The following is a 15,471-nucleotide window of genomic DNA, read 5'->3' as shown; positions in this document are numbered from 1 at the left end:
CCCGTGGCAGGTTCGCGCTCCGAGCGATTGCTGGCGCTTTTACAGGCCTTGCGCTCGAGGCGATATCCCGTCTCTGGTGGTGAGCTGGCGTGCGAGCTCGGCATCAGCCTCAGAACGCTTTACCGCGATATCGCAAGCCTCAGGGCGCAAGGGGCAGCGATCGAGGGTGAGGCAGGCGTTGGCTATGTGCTCAAGCCCGGCTTTCTTCTGCCGCCGATGATGTTCTCGCAGGAAGAAATAGAGGCGCTGGTGCTCGGCAGCCGCTGGGTCGAAAAGGTCAGTGACCCGAAGCTCTCCTCCGCTGCAAGCCAGGCACTGACGAAAATCGCTGCGGTGTTGCCGCAGGGCCTGTCTGAGACCATAGACGAGACCGCATTGATCGTCGGACCGCGCGCTGTGTCTGAGGAGACTGCCGATATCGCCGCACTCAGAAGCGCGATCCGCGAACAGCAGGTTCTCAGAATCGACTATCGTGACGAGCGCGATCAGGTGACGGCCCGCGTCATCTGGCCCATCGGCCTTGCCTATTTCGAAAGGGTGCGCATCGTTGTTGCCTGGTGCGAGATGCGCAAAGATTTCCGCCATTTTCGCACCGACCGGATCGCGACCATGAACGAGACTGCACGGCGCTATCCACGGCGCAGAGCCGTGCTGCTTGCCGAATGGCGCCGGCAATTGCCGGGCGCATGATGCTGACAGAAACTGTCAGCGGTGCCGTCTAGTGCTTCTCCGTATCGAAATACGAAAAGGAGATCATCATGTCGGCCATCAATCTCATCGTGCTCTATGTCGAAGATACCGAAAAGAGCGGCGCATTCTACGAACGCCTTCTCGGCCAGAAGGCGAACGCGCTCTCACCTGGCTTTACGGCCTTTCATATGCCGGGTGGCCTGATGCTGGGTCTGTGGCGCAAATCCACGGCACAGCCTGAAGCCGAAGGCGGGCCTGGTGTCATGGAGGTTGGCATCATGACCGATGAAAATGGCGGCGTTGCAACATTTTTCGAGCGCGCGGAAGCTGATGGCTACACCATCCTGCAGCCGCTTGTCACTGCCTCTTTCGGGCCAACTTTCGTGATCGCCGATCCCGATGGCCATCGCATCCGCATCTGCGAACCTGACAAGTAATCTAGGCAGTTCCGCTGTCACCGTGACCGGGCGCCGGGTTGCGCCCTAGCACGAGAAACCGCCGGCAGAACCCCACTGCCGGCGACAACATCACTCGGCCCGCGCAGCCCCCTCGGGGCCAGTCCTGGCATCGCGCATGGCGGCCTTGATGAAGGCTGCGGAACCGGCGAGTTTATCTGCTTCCCATGCGTTCAGGCTGACTGGCAGTCTTGCAATGACGCCCTCGCGGCCGATAATGCAGGGCATGCTGAGCGCGACGTCGCCGTCATAGCCATACTCACCATGAAGCGTGGTCGACGCCGGATAGATGCTGCGTTCGTCAAGCAGTACGGCCTTTGCCATGGTGATCGCCGATTGTGCGACACCGGCATTGGTCCAGCCCTTGCCGTTCAAAACCTCGTAGGCGGCTGAGACGATCCGTGTCTTGACCGTATCGGGATCCTGAATGTCTTCCCGCGGGACGAGATACCCATCGAGCGCATCAAAAGAGATACCGCCGACGGTCAAATGGCTGAGGACCGGAAAGGCGGTGCTGCCATGTTCGCCCATCATGTAGCCGGAAACAGATTTCGGATCGACATCGTAGGTGTCGGCGACGAGTTTGCGGAGCCGGGCAGAGTCCAGCATGGTGCCGGTGCCGAAGACGCGGCCCGCCGGATAGCCGAATTCATTTTCGGCGATATAGACCATGGTATCCAGCGGATTGGTGATCAAAATGATGATGGCTTCCGTCGTGAAGGGCACAATGCCGGCCATGACCTCGCGGATGACTTCACAATTGGTCCTGGTCAGCAGGGCGCGGTCGGGCTCTGCATTCGGGTTGTCAGGATCGGGGATCACGCTCGGACCGGCGGCGATGACGATGACGTCTGCATCTGCGCATTGCTCATAGCCGCCGGAGCGCACATCGACATTGTTCATATAGGTGAGCGCGGTCGCCTGCGCCTGGTCGAGCGCTTCGCCACGGGCGACATTTTCCATGATGTCTATCAGGCCGATTTCGGCGAAGAGGCCTGTTTTGATGGCATCGGCAAGCACGTATGAGCCGACATGTCCGACGCCGACGACCACAAGTTTGTTCCTGTTCATGATACTCTCTCGATCTTTCCGGCAGCGCATGCGGTTTTGAGGGCGCATGCCGTTGCGCCTGCCGAGGCGTTTATGCCCAGGCAGGTACGCCATCAATGCGTTTTGAAAGATGAGGCTTCATTTTCCGAAAAAAGACCGGCGTCAGGAGATATCTACGCCTCTGGCATCGCTTGAAGGTGGCGGCGCATGGGGTGGCCTTCATAAACCCCTAGAATGCGGACCTTTTCGGAGAAGAACTCCAGCTCTTCCAGCGCGAGGGCCACCGCCGGGTCATCGGGATGGCCCTCGATATCGGCGTAGAACTGGGTGGCGACGAATTTGCCGCCGATCTGGTAGCTTTCAAGCTTGGTCATGTTGACACCATTGGTCGCGAAACCGCCCATGGCCTTGTAGAGCGCTGCCGGAATATTGCGCACGTTGAATACGAATGTGGTGACGATCGTCTTGTCCGGGCCATTTCGCTCCGCACGTTTTTCCCTGTCGGAGAGAATGACGAAACGGGTGATATTGCTTTCGGAATCCTCGACGTTCTCGGCCAGGATATCGAGCCCATAGAGCGAAGAGGCGAGGCGTGGGGCCAGCGCGGCCATGGTCCGGTCGCCCTTTTCCTTCACCAGGATTGCGGCGCCTGCGGTATCACCGGCAATCACCGGGTTCCACTTGTTGCGGCGGATGATCTTGCGGCACTGGCCGAGTGCATGGATATGGCTGTGGACTGTCTTGATCTCGTCAAGCGCAACACCGGGAAGCGCCATCAGCTGGAACCGGATCGGCATGAAATACTCGCCAACGATCGATAACCGGGAGTCTGGCAACTGGTAATGAATATCGGCGACGCGGCCGGCCAGCGTGTTCTCGATCGGAATCATCGCCAGATCGGCATCGCCGTTTTCGACCGCCAGAAACGCATCCTCGAAGGTCTTGCAGGGCAGCGGCTCCATCTCCGGATACATGTCGCGACATGCCATGTCGGAATTGGCGCCGAACTCACCCTGAAACGAAATGCGATTGGTTTTCATGATCATGACGATTTACCCTTGCCTTCTCGTATCGCCCGCGCCTTTTCGAGATCTTCCGGGGTGTCGACACCAAGTGGCACGGTCTTCACGATCTCGACATCGATCCGCATGCCATGCTCGAGGGCGCGGAGCTGTTCGAGCTTTTCACGCTCCTCAAGGAAAGACCGCGGCAGCGAGACGAAACGCTCAAGCGCCGCACGGCGATAGGTATAGAGGCCGATATGGTGGTAAAGCGGCCCTTCACCCCAGGGCGCCGTGGCACGGGTGAAATAGAGTGCGCGCAGCCGGTAGGCGCCGGTCGGCGCGCCAACGACTTTGACCACCTGAGAGGCGGTCTTTTCGTATTCATCGGTGATCTCAACGGCCAGCGTGGCGATATCAACGTCGGGGTTTTCCAGCGGCCTGAGCGAGGCCTGGATCGTTGCCGGGTCAAGCGTCGGCAGATCACCCTGGACGTTGATGATCGTCTTCGCCTTCCTGTCGGGGTCGGCCTTTTTCAAGGCTTCAAAAATGCGGTCCGAGCCCGACTGGTGCTGGCGTCCGGTCATGACGACCTCATAGCCGGCCTTCTCCACCGCTTCGTATACGGCGGCATCATCAACAGCGACGACGACACGGCCCATACCCGATTCGCGGGCACGATCGGCGACATGGATGATCATCGGCTTGCCATCGATATCGGCCAGCGGTTTGCCCGGAAGACGGGTCGAGGCCATGCGAGCCGGGATAAGGACGATCGTTTCGTCGGTTTTGTTCATCGCCACTTGCATGCTCTTCGTTTATTTGTCACTCACAATCAGGAGGAGCGGTTTCAGGTGCCGATGCAGCGTTGCATCGCGGCACCAAAAGACATAGGTTCTTCAAGATTGCAAGGTGATCCGGTAGAGAGGCCGGGTGAAGGGGAGCGGCAACGCAATGAAATTCAATCTCAATATGGTCCTGGCGGCCCTGTTGGGGACGGTATTCGTGCTGATGACGGTATCGTTCGTATCCGAGGCGATTTTCGACCCGAGGCTGCCGGAAAAGGAAGGCTATGTCATTGCCGTGCCTGAATCCGATGCAAGCGGCGCTCCGGTAAAAGTCGAAGAAACGCCGATTTCCGTCCTGCTGGCCAGCGCGGACGCGGGAGCCGGGGAGCGTGTGTTCAAGCGCTGTCAGGCCTGTCACACCGACACCGAGGGCGGCCCCAACAAGGTTGGCCCCAATCTCTGGGATCTCGTGAACCGCCCGATTGCCAGCCATGAAGGCTTCTCCTATTCGGCCGCGATGAAGGATTTTTCCGATGGCGGAGAGAAGCACTGGACCTATGAGAACCTCGATGTCTTCATCAAGGCGCCGAAGAAGGACGTGCCGGGAACGGCGATGGGCTTTGCCGGACTTTCGGATGATCAGGATCGTGCTGACCTGATTGCCTATCTCAGCACGATGTCAAACAATCCGGTGCCTTTCCCCGAACCGCCGGCGCCGGATGAAACGGCTGCGGCGGCGGGCGACGGTTCCGGTGATGCTGCGGCGCCTGCGGCAGGCAGTGAAAATGCTGCCCCTGCTGCAACCGACGGCGCTTCCGGCGATGTTGGCGCAGGGCCTGCAGACCCGGGGAGCACGACGGCTACGCCAGCCGCTGGCGCCGAGGCGACGCCGCCTGGCTCAGCCGACAGCGAGCAGCCGGAAAAAAGCGAATAATCGGACATGACAGGCGGGGCATCGGTCCCGCCTTTTTTGTCTCTCGCTCAATAGCCGAGCAACAGCACCCAGAAACTTACCGTCACCACACCGAGCGCCGCTGTCAGCGTAATCGTTGACGCGGCGATGTTCTTTCCCGTGCCGAACTGGTTGGCCAACACGAAAGCGTTGACGCCGGAGGGTGCTGCGGCGGTCAGAACGATACCGGCGATTGTCGAGTGTGGCAGGCCGAGCACCGAGGCGATCAAGAAAACGATGCCGGGCATCAGCACCAGTTTGATAAAGGTGATCGTCGAAAACAGACCGACATTGCCGGCCACCTTGTATTGCGTCAAGGTCATGCCAATGGCGACCAGTGCAACCGGAGCGGCCATGCTGGCAAGCATTTCGACCACGGTGCCGACTGGGCCTTCAAGCGGAATATCGAAAAGGTGAATAATGGCGCCGGCGGCCAACCCGATGACGATCGGACTTGTGATAAGATTGTAGCCGATGGTGGTGAACACCTTCAGCGGATTACTGATCGCACCACCTTCCTGCGCTTTCGCCCGTTCAACCAGCACGCTCGCAGTCACCATCATCACCGGCATGTGGATCGCAAGTACCAGAGAAAGCGCCACAAGCGCTGCGTCGCCGGCGACATGGCTGACAAGCGGAATACCAAGCAACGCGATGTTGGAGAATGTCCCGGAAAGGCCGATGATCACGGCTGATGCCCGGTCACGATGGAAAACCAGCCGCGAAACAAGTGCCGCCACCGTCCAGGCAACCGCGACGCCGCCAAAATAGGAAATCCAGATCTTGACCGGCCCGGTATTGTTAAAATCGGCATTTGCAATCGTGCGCAACAGCAGCAGCGGTAGCCCGATCTTGAAGACAAAACTGGTCAGCACCCCGGCATTATCGGCGCTCATGTAGCGCAAACGAACTGCCGCCCAGCCGATCAGGATCAGTGAGAAGATCGGGATGACGTTGTTGAAGATCTCGTGCATTTCAGGCTTTCGCGGAATGGCGGCCGGGATGGGGAATGATAGAGGGCCGCTGCGGCGGAAAATGTTCCGCATCGCCGGGGGTGTCAAGCCTGACCGGCTTAGTCTCGGCCGTTCGGTTCCGCTTTGTCGCGCTCAGCTCTTCAGTGCTGCGGCCGGGGACTGGCGGTAGGCCAGAAAGGCGGGCAGCGCGGAGAGGATTGCCGCCGCAGCGACCAGTATCACAGCGCCTGTCGCATCCGAAGCAGCAAAGCCGACCGGCATGTCGAACCCGCGGCCGGCCATGATAGATTGCGAGATCATGCGTGCGGCGACAAAACCGGCAATATTGCCAATCAGGATACCGAGCGCGACGAGCGAGAATAGTTCAAGCCAGACGATGGTGAAGACCGCGCCGCGTGGCGCACCGAAGGCCCTCAGCGCCCCGATTTCCCGCCGCCGCTGTGAAACATGAATGACGGTCACCAGCATCAGCGCTGCTGCGACCAGTATCTGCGCGCCGACAGCAATGGCTGTGAGCACCTGGCGGGCGTCGCCGAGTGTCGCGTAGAGTCGGGTCAGGACTTCGGCCGGGAAAACCGCGACCGTGCCATCGGCCTCGCGGTATTCCTGCCGCAGCCGGTATGCATCGGCAATCGATTTCGGCTTGACCAGAATAGCGGGCAGGCCGGGCGTTTCACCCTGGTGCCAGTGCTCGTCCAGTGGCGTGTCGGCATCGGCGCCATGCGCGTGACCGCCTTCATCGTGGTGGTCGTCATGATGCGCCTCTTCAGCCGCATGGCTGTCATGAAGGTCATCAGCGCCGGTCACATGCTCTTCATCGTCGTGATCCTCGTGCTCACCATCGTGATCATGCCCGAGGCCATGGATATGCCAGACCGCCTGGATCGGCACCAGGATCGCGCGGTCCCATGGCGTTCCGGTCGGCTCCGCCTTGCCGGAGACGTGATAGACCAGTTCGGTGTGCGTGTGGCCGCCGGTCTCCGCCGTACCGTGCATCGGCTTGATTTCAGCGCCGACGTCGAGATCGACCGCCGACCCAACCACGGCTTCGCTTTCGTGGTCGAAGATGCCGCCTTTGGAAAAGCCCGGCACGGTGGTCTTGATGAGTGCGGTGGTCGTGCCCACGATCGGATATCCGGCATAGCTGTCGCCAAAGCCGATGGGCGCCGCCCATTCGACGCGCGGGTCTTCATTGAGTGCGGGCAACACATCGCCATCCATCAGGGGAAGGTCGGAGGGCTGCAGGAAGACGGAGGAGAGCACTAGTTGCGTTTCGCTGCCGGGGGCGCCGATCACCAGGTCGAATTTCTCGGACGCCCGGGCAGAACCGAGCCGTAGTGCGCGCTCCTGAAGCGTGATGGTGACGCCAAGTGCGGTTGCAAGCGCGATCAGCAGCACGATGACGGTCGATCCGGCCCAGAGCCTTTTGAGATCGGAGAAGATGAAGCGGAACATGGCTCAGCCCTTCCTGTCGTCAGCGGCGATGGCGCCGGACAAAAGCGAAATCCTGCGGGCCATGGGGGCGACGAGGCGTTCGTCGTGGGAAACAACAATCAGCGTGCAGCCAAGGGTGAGGGACAGCTCGACAAGCAGTTTGCCGACAATGGCGCCGGCCTCGCTGTCGAGGCTCGCTGTCGGTTCGTCGGCAATGATGATCGCCGGTTCACGCAACAGAGCGCGGGCAACCGCCACGCGCTGCATTTCGCCGCGCGACATGGTCTCGATCTTCTGGTGATGGCGGGGAATGCCGACGTGATCGAGCAGGGCCTTGGCCCGCGCAAGCCGACGGGGATCGGCAGCACGCGCCAGACGCGCGGGCAGCAGCACGTTGTCATAGGCTGAAAGCCCCGGAAACAGGTGGAAATCCTGCATCACGAGCCCGATATTCTCGCCGCGCCAGCGGTCACGCCTGCCTTCGCCAAGGTTTGCGAGATCGGTATCGCCCCAGCGGGCATGACCGGATTGCAGCCGTTCCAACCCCGTGACGATGTTGACGAATGTGCTTTTGCCCGAGCCCGAAGGTCCGGTCACTGCCACGCTCTCGCCGGGCGCAATGTCCAGAGACGGGATGTTCAGGACTGGCGATGAGAGGCCGGGAAAGGTGATGGAAACATCTTCAATGCGAAGGGGGAGCATGGGGCGCGGCTTTCAGGTTTCACGGCGGGGGCGGCGTTCAGACGGTCTTGTAGCGCGCGTCCTTCAGGCGCAGCTGGCTGACAAACCCGGTTTGTGGATCCACCCAGGAGCCGGTATCGAGCGTACCGGTCACCTCGATTATCTGGTTCGGCTGCACGAATGTCTGTTTCCGGTCGAGGTAGACAACGACGATATTGTCCGGCCAGTCGGCATCCGAGGAGCAGAACGGACAAAGCGCCATCGGAATTTCAGACAGTACAAAGAACTGTGCCTCGGCCTTCAAAGGCGGTGCCATGAAGCCGCGGATTGAAACCTTTTCGCCGGTCAGTTCCTTGACCTTGCCGGAAAATTTCAGGCCCAGCGGGCTGAAGCTGCCGTAAAGCTCGTCGAATGCCAGTTCGGCCGAGGCGGCATGGGCAGGGCGCAGGGTCACGGCAGCGCCAAGCGCGGCAAACGTGATCAGCAGGCTGCGGCGGGAAAGAGAGATGAGGTTGTCGTCGGACACGATAATGCACTCCATGCCTTTGCAGGAGAGGATCGGGCAGGCAAGCCTGCCCGATCCTGTTTCAGCGAAAACGAGACCTACTGCTTCTGGCTGGTGCCGAGAGCGAAGGTATCGGCCAGTACGCCGTATACGTCGGACTGTTCCATATAGCCCTTGAAGCCTTCGGCGCCGGGGCCGGTGGATTGCAGGACAACATCATCGACGGCGTGAACACCGGTCGAGGCGTTGTGCGGCAGGTTGCCGGTGCGCAGAACGGCGCCGGGAACATCCTTGTAGGCGTCGTTGGCAACGTAGCGGCCATTCTCGTCCTTCACCGCCGGTTGGAACGGGCCATCCAGCTTCGGGCGGAAGGTCTCGTAATAGTCGGGGAAGTTGTTGGAGAACATCGCCAGACGACGGGAGACGTCGACCTTGTCCGGGTAGCCGTCGCCGTTGTCGTCCGTGTAGTTCGGGAAGCCGGCAGCGTCATAGGTCAGAACCTTGTCGCGCATTTCCTCGGCGTCAACCTCATCATCGACGGTGCCGATAACCGAGAAGCCATGGGTATGGTCGCCGGTAACGACGATCATCGTGTCCGGATGGGAATTCATCCATTCCATGGCGGAGCCGATGGCCTGGTCGAATTCGATCATGTCCACGACGGCACGGTCCCAATCCAGCGGATGCGACATCTTGTCGACTGTAGCAGCCTCGACCATCAGGAAAAAGCCTTCCGGGTTCTTGGAAAGCTGTTCGATGGCGGCATCGGTCATTTCGACGAGGCCGGGCTGGTTCGGGAACTTTTCGACGCTGCCCTTCTTAAGGAAGGAACGGTCAAGCTTGGTGTCCATGTTGCCGGTGTGGAACAGGCCAAGCAGCTTGCCGTCTTCCGGCTTTTCTGCCGTATCCAGTTCGTCTGCGCTGGTGACGACCGTGTAGCCGGCATCTTCGAACATGGAGATGTAGTCTTTGTCGTCCTTGCGCTTGGAGCCGGCGACGTCAGACTTCAGGAAGTAGGCGGAACCGCCGCCGAGAATGACTTCCGGCTTGATGTCGTAGAACATGCCGACGATATCGGCCTTGTCGGCGCGAAGGCGGGTATGGGCAACGACGGCGGCCGGGGTCGCGTCTTCGATTTCAGCAGTGGAGACAACGCCGATCGACTTGCCGGTCTGGCGGCGCAGCGCCTCGGCAATGGTTTCGACCTTGGGATCGTCCTGGCTGTTCGGCGTGCGGTCGGCATAGACGCCGAGGGCGTTGACGCGGGTCTTGTGGCCGGTCATGTAGGCCGACATGGTGTTGGCCGAGTCAGTGGCGATCGAATGGGTCGAGGAGGTGCCGATCGTGGCCATATGATCGAGACCGTCCATGCTGAGACGGCCATCGGCCTTGCCCTCGGTCATGCCCTTGGACATGATGCGGGCGGCCGTGCGGTGACCCATGGACATGCCGTCTGCGACGAAGAAGATGATGTTCTTGGCCTTGGGCATCGCCGGTGTATCATAGACGGTCCAGGTGACGTCCTTTGTCTCGTCGCCGGCCTTAACGGCAACGGCGTAGTCACCGGCCTCGGTGAGAGAAATACCGCGCAGGATCATGGCGGAACCGGCAACGCCGTCCTTGCCGTTTTCCTCGGCGACGAATTCGGCTTCGGAGCCGAAGACATCGGCGTAGGCTTCGCCGTTTACAGTGACTTCAACGTCACCAGCGTCATAAACCTGATCGAGTTCGACCTTGAAGTCGAATGGCGAGCCGACCAGAACGGTGGCGCGGTCGAGGGGATAGATGGTGGCGGCCTGGGCCGTGCCGGCAAGGCAGGTTGCGGCGGCGAGAAGAGCGAGACGTGCGCGCATGGAAACCTCTTTGTAAAGAGTGTGAGAAAATAGCTGCGCATCCGCGATAGTCCCGCGGCATTGCATTTGAATGACGTTTTCGCTGCGTTTTGATGACGGTGTACGGGCGAGCCGCAGTTGCCTTCCGCGTTAGCGGTGTATGCGCCGACCGCGCGGCTTCAGATAGCGCCTGCGGCGGCGCTTCAGTGAAAAATGAAGAACACGGGTGATGTACCAGCCGATCGCGAGCGTCACCACGCCAGCCGCCAGAAAGCCGCTGGCATTGCCCACGATCTGCGCCACGGCAATGATATTGTGGGAAAAGGTAAAGCCGAGCAGAGTGTAAATCAGAACGTAGAGCATCTGGCCGGGGACGGCGGCGGTTATGAACAGCCTCCAGCGCATGCCTGCGGCACCTGCAACCGGGTTCATATAAGGGCCGATCATTGCCAGCAGCCAGCGCGTGAAGAAGATTGCTACAATGCCTCTGCGCTCAAGATAATCGCGGGCGCGGTCCACCAGGCGTTGTCGCTTCGGTCCACGCGCGGCAAAACGTTCGACATAGCCGGTTCCGCCGATACGTCCTGCCCAGAAGCCGACCTGATCGCCGCAAGAGGCTGCCACAAGGCAGGAAAGGTAGATCACCCAGAATGACAGGTCCCCGGTCGCAACCAGAGAACCGCCGAAAAGCATGATCATCGCTGTCGGCAAAGGGATGCCGCAACAGGCCAGAAATACGGTCAGGCTGATGACCGGCACGCCGTAGACAGGCAGGAGTGCCAGAAGCTGCTCACTCATCGTGATCGGCCTTTTCATCCTCGTAATCATCGAGGGCTTCAGCGATCTCGTCTTCCAACTCGTCGAACGAAAGCCCCTTGATGCGGGCGATCTGCCGCAGCATCATCCGCCGGGATCGGCTGTCGGGCGTGAGGTCCAGTTCCTTGGCCAGTTCCGATGAAGGGATGTCATGAACGATTGCGACGTGGCCGAGTGTCATCCAGCCCTTTAGTTCAAGGTTGCGGTTCTCCGGGTTGCGCCAGTAGAACACCGAGAGGATGAATTGCAGGGCAAACACGACCGTGATCAACGCGGTGACCAAGAAGGCTATGCAAAGACCCCGATGCCGCTTCCACAGCGCGCAGACCGGTGCCATGATCCTGCTGCCTATCATCGCTTTGCCTTTCGCCTGCCCAAAATCTGTCCCCAGATAGCCATTTCGCTGCCTGTCGACAACGTCTGTCGTGACCGGTCAATTGCCGCCTGTATCGGCTTTTCTTCTATCGTCTTCTTCCACGATCCGCTATGACCCGAATTGATTGCAGGAACAAAGCCCACGGAGAATAACGGATGAACGACAATATCCGAGTCCACAGACACGACATTCCGGCCGAGGATGCCGCCCGTTATACCGGTGCAATTGCCATCGATACCGAAACACTTGGTCTGATACCGCGACGTGACCGGCTGTGTGTGGTGCAGATCTCGCCGGGCGACGGAACAGCCGACGTCATTCAGATCGCTGCCGGTCAGAAGGACGCGCCGAACCTGGTGGCCATGATGGCAGACCCGGCGCGCCAGAAGATTTTCCATTTCGGCCGCTTCGATATCGCCGTGCTCTATTACACATTCGGGGTGACCACCGAAAACGTGTTCTGTACCAAGATCGCCTCTCGCCTGACCCGGACCTATACCGACCGCCACGGGCTGAAGGATAATCTGCGCGAAATGCTGGAAGTCGATGTCTCAAAGGCACAGCAATCCTCCGATTGGGCGGCGGAAACGCTTTCAGACGCCCAGCTCGCCTATGCCGCCTCGGATGTTCTCTATCTTCACGGCCTGCGCGACAAGCTGATGGAGCGGCTGGTGCGCGAAGACCGGATGGCGCTGGCCGGGGCCTGCTTCGATTTCCTGCCGACACGGGCCAAGCTCGATCTTCTCGGCTGGGAAGAAACCGATATTTTCGCCCATAGCTGAGGGAATAATCGGTGTTGCATATCAGCAACAAATTCTCTGTCGGTCCTCTTTAAAGCCCTGATGTCTGCACCCATATCTGACCTTGAGCGGCGCCAAAGTCGCGCAATCAAAGCCTGCCGCAAAAAGGGGGCTTTTCTAGGTCATCGTCCCGTCGCTTCAAAAGGGCAGGGCGAGGAATGGAGGCAAGGACATGAATATCGAAAAATACTCCGAACGCGTGCGCGGTTTTCTGCAATCCGCACAGACTTACGCTCTCGGTGAAGGCCACCAGCAATTCGGTGCCGAGCACATCCTGAAGGTTCTGCTCGATGACGAGCAGGGCATGGCTGCCTCGCTGATCGAGCGGGCAGGAGGCGATGCCAAGAAGGCGCGCCTTGCCAATGATGCGGCACTTGCAAAAATGCCAAAGGTTTCCGGCGGAAACGGCCAGATTTATCTCTCCCAGCCGCTGGCCAAGGTGTTCAAAACCGCCGAGGAGGCCGCGAACAAGGCGGGCGACAGTTTTGTCACCGTCGAACGGTTGCTTCTGGCGCTGGTGATTGAAAAATCCGCCTCGACGGCCAAGACGCTCGAAGGCGCCGGTGTGACGCCAAACGGGCTGAACGAAGCCATCAATGAAATCCGCAAGGGACGCACTGCCGACAGCGCCAGCGCCGAGGAGGGCTATGACGCGCTGAAGAAGTATGCGCGTGACCTGACGGCGGACGCCCGTGACGGCAAGCTCGATCCGGTGATCGGCCGTGACGACGAGATTCGCCGTACCATTCAGGTGCTGTCGCGCCGGACCAAGAACAACCCCGTGCTGATCGGTGAACCCGGCGTCGGCAAGACCGCGATTGCCGAGGGTCTGGCGCTCAGGATTGTCGACGGTGATGTGCCGGAGAGCCTGAAGAACAAGAAGCTGATGGCGCTCGATATGGGGGCGTTGATTGCAGGCGCGAAGTATCGTGGTGAATTCGAAGAACGGCTGAAGGCGGTGCTGAACGAGGTGCAGTCCGAAAACGGCAATATCATCCTGTTCATCGACGAGATGCACACGCTTGTCGGTGCCGGCAAGGCCGACGGTGCGATGGATGCGTCGAACCTCTTGAAGCCTGCTCTGGCTCGCGGTGAGCTGCATTGCGTCGGCGCCACCACGCTCAATGAGTACCGCCAGCATGTGGAAAAGGATGCCGCCCTTGCCCGTCGCTTTCAGCCGGTTATGGTTGATGAGCCGACGGTGGAGGATAGCATCTCGATCCTGCGCGGTCTGAAGGAGAAATACGAACAGCATCATCAGGTGCGCATCTCCGACAGCGCGCTTGTGGCCGCCGCGACACTGTCGAACCGCTACATCACCGACCGCTTCCTGCCGGACAAGGCCATCGACCTGATGGACGAGGCGGCAAGCCGGGTGCGCATGCAGATAGATTCCAAGCCGGAAGAGTTGGATGAGCTCGACCGCAGGATCATCCAGCTCAAGATTGAGCGCGAGGCTCTGAAGAAGGAAACGGACACGGCGTCGAAGGACCGTCTCTCAAAGCTTGAGGGCGAACTTGCCTCGTTGGAAGAAGAGGCCGATACGCTGACGGCCCGCTGGCAGTCGGAGAAGAACAAGCTCAACCGGGCGGCGGATCTGAAGAAACAGCTGGATGCAGCCCGTAACGAACTTGCGATTGCCCAGCGCGGTGGCGAGTTCCAGAAGGCGGGCGAACTGGCCTATGGCACGATCCCGAAGCTGGAAAAGGAACTGGTGGAAGCCGAATCCGAGGACAATACAGTGACCGATTCGATCCTGCAGGAAGTTGTTACGCCGGATAACATCGCCCAGGTGGTCTCCCGCTGGACCGGCATTCCTGTCGACAAGATGCTGGAAGGCGAGCGTGACAAGCTGCTGCGCATGGAAGATGAACTGGCCCGTTGGGTTGTCGGTCAGGGCGATGCCGTGCAGGCAGTCTCCCGATCCGTTCGTCGAGCGCGGGCTGGATTGCAGGATCCGAACCGGCCGATCGGCTCGTTCATTTTCCTCGGCCCTACCGGCGTCGGCAAGACCGAACTGACCAAATCGCTGGCCCGTTTCCTGTTCGACGATGATACGGCGATGGTGCGTATGGACATGTCGGAATATATGGAAAAGCACTCCGTTGCCCGCCTCATCGGTGCGCCTCCCGGCTATGTCGGCTATGACGAGGGCGGGCTGCTGACGGAAGCGGTGCGGCGTAGGCCGTATCAGGTGGTTCTGTTCGATGAGATCGAAAAGGCCCATCCGGACGTCTTCAATGTGCTGCTGCAGGTGCTTGACGACGGGCGGCTGACGGACGGTCAGGGCCGCACGGTTGATTTCCGCAACACCATCATCATCATGACCTCGAACCTAGGGTCGGAATTCCTGACCCAGCTCGGCGATGATCAGGATAGTTCGGTGGCGCGCGATCAGGTGATGGACGTGGTTCGGGCATCGTTCAGGCCCGAATTCCTGAACCGTGTGGACGATATCATCCTGTTCAACAGGTTGCATCGTGACGATATGGGCGCGATTGTCGACATCCAGCTCGGCAGGCTCGAAAATCTGCTCTCGGACCGCAAGATCGAGATCGACTTGACACCGGGTGCTCGAAACTGGCTGGCTGAAAAGGGCTACGACCCAGCTTATGGCGCGCGCCCCCTGAAGCGCGTGATCCAGACGGCGGTTCAGGACCCGCTGGCCGAGAAGATCCTCGGCGGCGAGATTTCCGACGGGGCCCATATCAAGGTCGACGCCGGGTCTGACCGGCTGCTGTTTTCACTCAGTGCCGCGGCCTTGAGGGACGTCGCCTGAACGACCACAGCTATGGCGTCGGACGAACCGACTAAGAATGAACCCTCGCAATCGTTGCGGGGGTGTTTTCATTTCGACTTGCGATGTCGGGATGGAGTATCCGGCCATAAGTTGTGCTGAAAGCGGTCAGCCGCCCCTGCTTGACGCGACCTGAGACGCGCCTTCATTGCCGAGCAGGGCGTCGATGCGTTTGCGCTCGGATTCGAAACGGGCGAGGTTTGCCCCGTCAAGCGCGTCAGAATTCGGGAAGCGGATCTTCATCGGGTCGACCTTGGTGCCATTGACCATGACCTCGTAGTGTAGATGCGGACCTGTGACCAGGCCGGTTGCGCCGACAT

At 60.1% G+C, this 15,471-nt stretch carries 16 protein-coding genes (1 of these 16 cut by a window edge); 5 read left to right on the top strand and 11 right to left on the bottom strand.

The window, feature by feature from the left end; all coding sequences use genetic code 11:
- Positions 1–3: 3 nt before the first annotated feature.
- Both AC0L7L_RS14755 and AC0L7L_RS14750 read left to right on the top strand, forming a co-directional pair.
- Positions 4–690 carry a helix-turn-helix transcriptional regulator gene (locus AC0L7L_RS14755; RefSeq protein WP_272212767.1) on the top strand — a complete coding sequence of 229 codons (687 nt, stop codon included), beginning with the start codon at positions 4–6 and terminating at the stop codon, positions 688–690.
- A 68-nt stretch (positions 691–758) separates the two neighbouring features.
- Positions 759–1,127, top strand: coding sequence for a VOC family protein (locus tag AC0L7L_RS14750; protein ID WP_272212766.1), 369 nt, complete (start codon positions 759–761; stop codon positions 1,125–1,127).
- A gap of 90 nt (positions 1,128–1,217) precedes the next feature.
- Here AC0L7L_RS14750 and AC0L7L_RS14745 read toward each other — a convergent pair whose 3' ends face one another.
- The 3 genes from AC0L7L_RS14745 to AC0L7L_RS14735 form a co-directional block, all read right to left on the bottom strand.
- Positions 1,218–2,216, bottom strand: a complete 999-nt coding sequence (locus AC0L7L_RS14745) for a lactate/malate family dehydrogenase (protein ID WP_473509771.1) — start codon at positions 2,214–2,216, stop codon at positions 1,218–1,220.
- A gap of 152 nt (positions 2,217–2,368) precedes the next feature.
- Positions 2,369–3,241, bottom strand: a complete 873-nt coding sequence (locus AC0L7L_RS14740; RefSeq protein ID WP_272212763.1) for a prephenate dehydratase — start codon at positions 3,239–3,241, stop codon at positions 2,369–2,371.
- Positions 3,238–3,993, bottom strand: a complete 756-nt coding sequence (locus AC0L7L_RS14735; RefSeq protein WP_272214250.1) for a 3-deoxy-manno-octulosonate cytidylyltransferase — start codon at positions 3,991–3,993, stop codon at positions 3,238–3,240. Before AC0L7L_RS14735 ends, AC0L7L_RS14740 begins: the two co-directional genes overlap by 4 nt.
- A 157-nt stretch (positions 3,994–4,150) precedes the next feature.
- On the opposite strand from AC0L7L_RS14735, the gene AC0L7L_RS14730 reads away from it, so the two are divergent.
- Positions 4,151–4,918 (top strand): c-type cytochrome, encoded by a 768-nt coding sequence (locus AC0L7L_RS14730; RefSeq protein WP_473509768.1) that lies wholly within the window; start codon positions 4,151–4,153, stop codon positions 4,916–4,918.
- A gap of 47 nt (positions 4,919–4,965) precedes the next feature.
- On the opposite strand, the gene AC0L7L_RS14725 is transcribed toward AC0L7L_RS14730, so the two are convergent.
- From AC0L7L_RS14725 to AC0L7L_RS14695, 7 genes are all read right to left on the bottom strand, one after another.
- Positions 4,966–5,910 carry an AEC family transporter gene (locus AC0L7L_RS14725; protein WP_272212761.1) on the bottom strand — a complete coding sequence of 315 codons (945 nt, stop codon included), beginning with the start codon at positions 5,908–5,910 and terminating at the stop codon, positions 4,966–4,968.
- A 132-nt stretch (positions 5,911–6,042) separates the two neighbouring features.
- On the bottom strand, positions 6,043–7,365 hold the full coding sequence (locus tag AC0L7L_RS14720) for an ABC transporter permease (RefSeq protein WP_473509765.1): 1,323 nt from the start codon (positions 7,363–7,365) through the stop codon (positions 6,043–6,045).
- A gap of 3 nt (positions 7,366–7,368) precedes the next feature.
- Entirely contained in the window at positions 7,369–8,046 is a 678-nt protein-coding gene (locus AC0L7L_RS14715; RefSeq protein ID WP_473509764.1) for an ABC transporter ATP-binding protein, read from the bottom strand.
- 37 nt (positions 8,047–8,083) lie between these two features.
- Entirely contained in the window at positions 8,084–8,551 is a 468-nt protein-coding gene (locus tag AC0L7L_RS14710) for a hypothetical protein (RefSeq protein WP_473509762.1), read from the bottom strand.
- A gap of 77 nt (positions 8,552–8,628) precedes the next feature.
- Positions 8,629–10,383, bottom strand: a complete 1,755-nt coding sequence (locus AC0L7L_RS14705) for an alkaline phosphatase (protein ID WP_272212757.1) — start codon at positions 10,381–10,383, stop codon at positions 8,629–8,631.
- A gap of 129 nt (positions 10,384–10,512) precedes the next feature.
- Complete coding sequence (locus AC0L7L_RS14700; protein ID WP_473509759.1) at positions 10,513–11,178, bottom strand: DedA family protein; 666 nt, start codon at positions 11,176–11,178, stop codon at positions 10,513–10,515.
- The gene (locus tag AC0L7L_RS14695; protein ID WP_272212755.1) at positions 11,153–11,533 is read right to left on the bottom strand and encodes a hypothetical protein; all 381 of its coding nucleotides are present in this window, start codon (positions 11,531–11,533) and stop codon (positions 11,153–11,155) included. Before AC0L7L_RS14695 ends, AC0L7L_RS14700 begins: the two co-directional genes overlap by 26 nt.
- A gap of 176 nt (positions 11,534–11,709) precedes the next feature.
- On the opposite strand from AC0L7L_RS14695, the gene AC0L7L_RS14690 reads away from it, so the two are divergent.
- Both AC0L7L_RS14690 and clpB read left to right on the top strand, forming a co-directional pair.
- Positions 11,710–12,336: a ribonuclease D gene (locus AC0L7L_RS14690; protein ID WP_272212754.1), complete on the top strand. Its 627-nt coding sequence runs from the start codon at positions 11,710–11,712 to the stop codon at positions 12,334–12,336.
- A gap of 190 nt (positions 12,337–12,526) precedes the next feature.
- On the top strand, positions 12,527–15,133 hold the full coding sequence (gene clpB / locus AC0L7L_RS14685) for an ATP-dependent chaperone ClpB (protein WP_473509757.1): 2,607 nt from the start codon (positions 12,527–12,529) through the stop codon (positions 15,131–15,133).
- A gap of 126 nt (positions 15,134–15,259) precedes the next feature.
- Here the strand turns inward: clpB and AC0L7L_RS14680 are convergent, their stop codons facing one another.
- A protein-coding gene (locus AC0L7L_RS14680; RefSeq protein WP_272212753.1) for a M23 family metallopeptidase crosses the window boundary here: on the bottom strand, positions 15,260–15,471 show its 3' portion. Its footprint extends 1,681 nt past the window's final position; the window shows 212 of its 1,893 coding nt (coding positions 1,682–1,893); its start codon lies off the right edge, out of view — the gene reads right to left on this strand; it ends in the stop codon at positions 15,260–15,262.

This window comes from Martelella sp. K41-7, from assembly GCF_055808365.1.
This window is presented reverse-complemented; position numbering and strand designations above follow the sequence as displayed.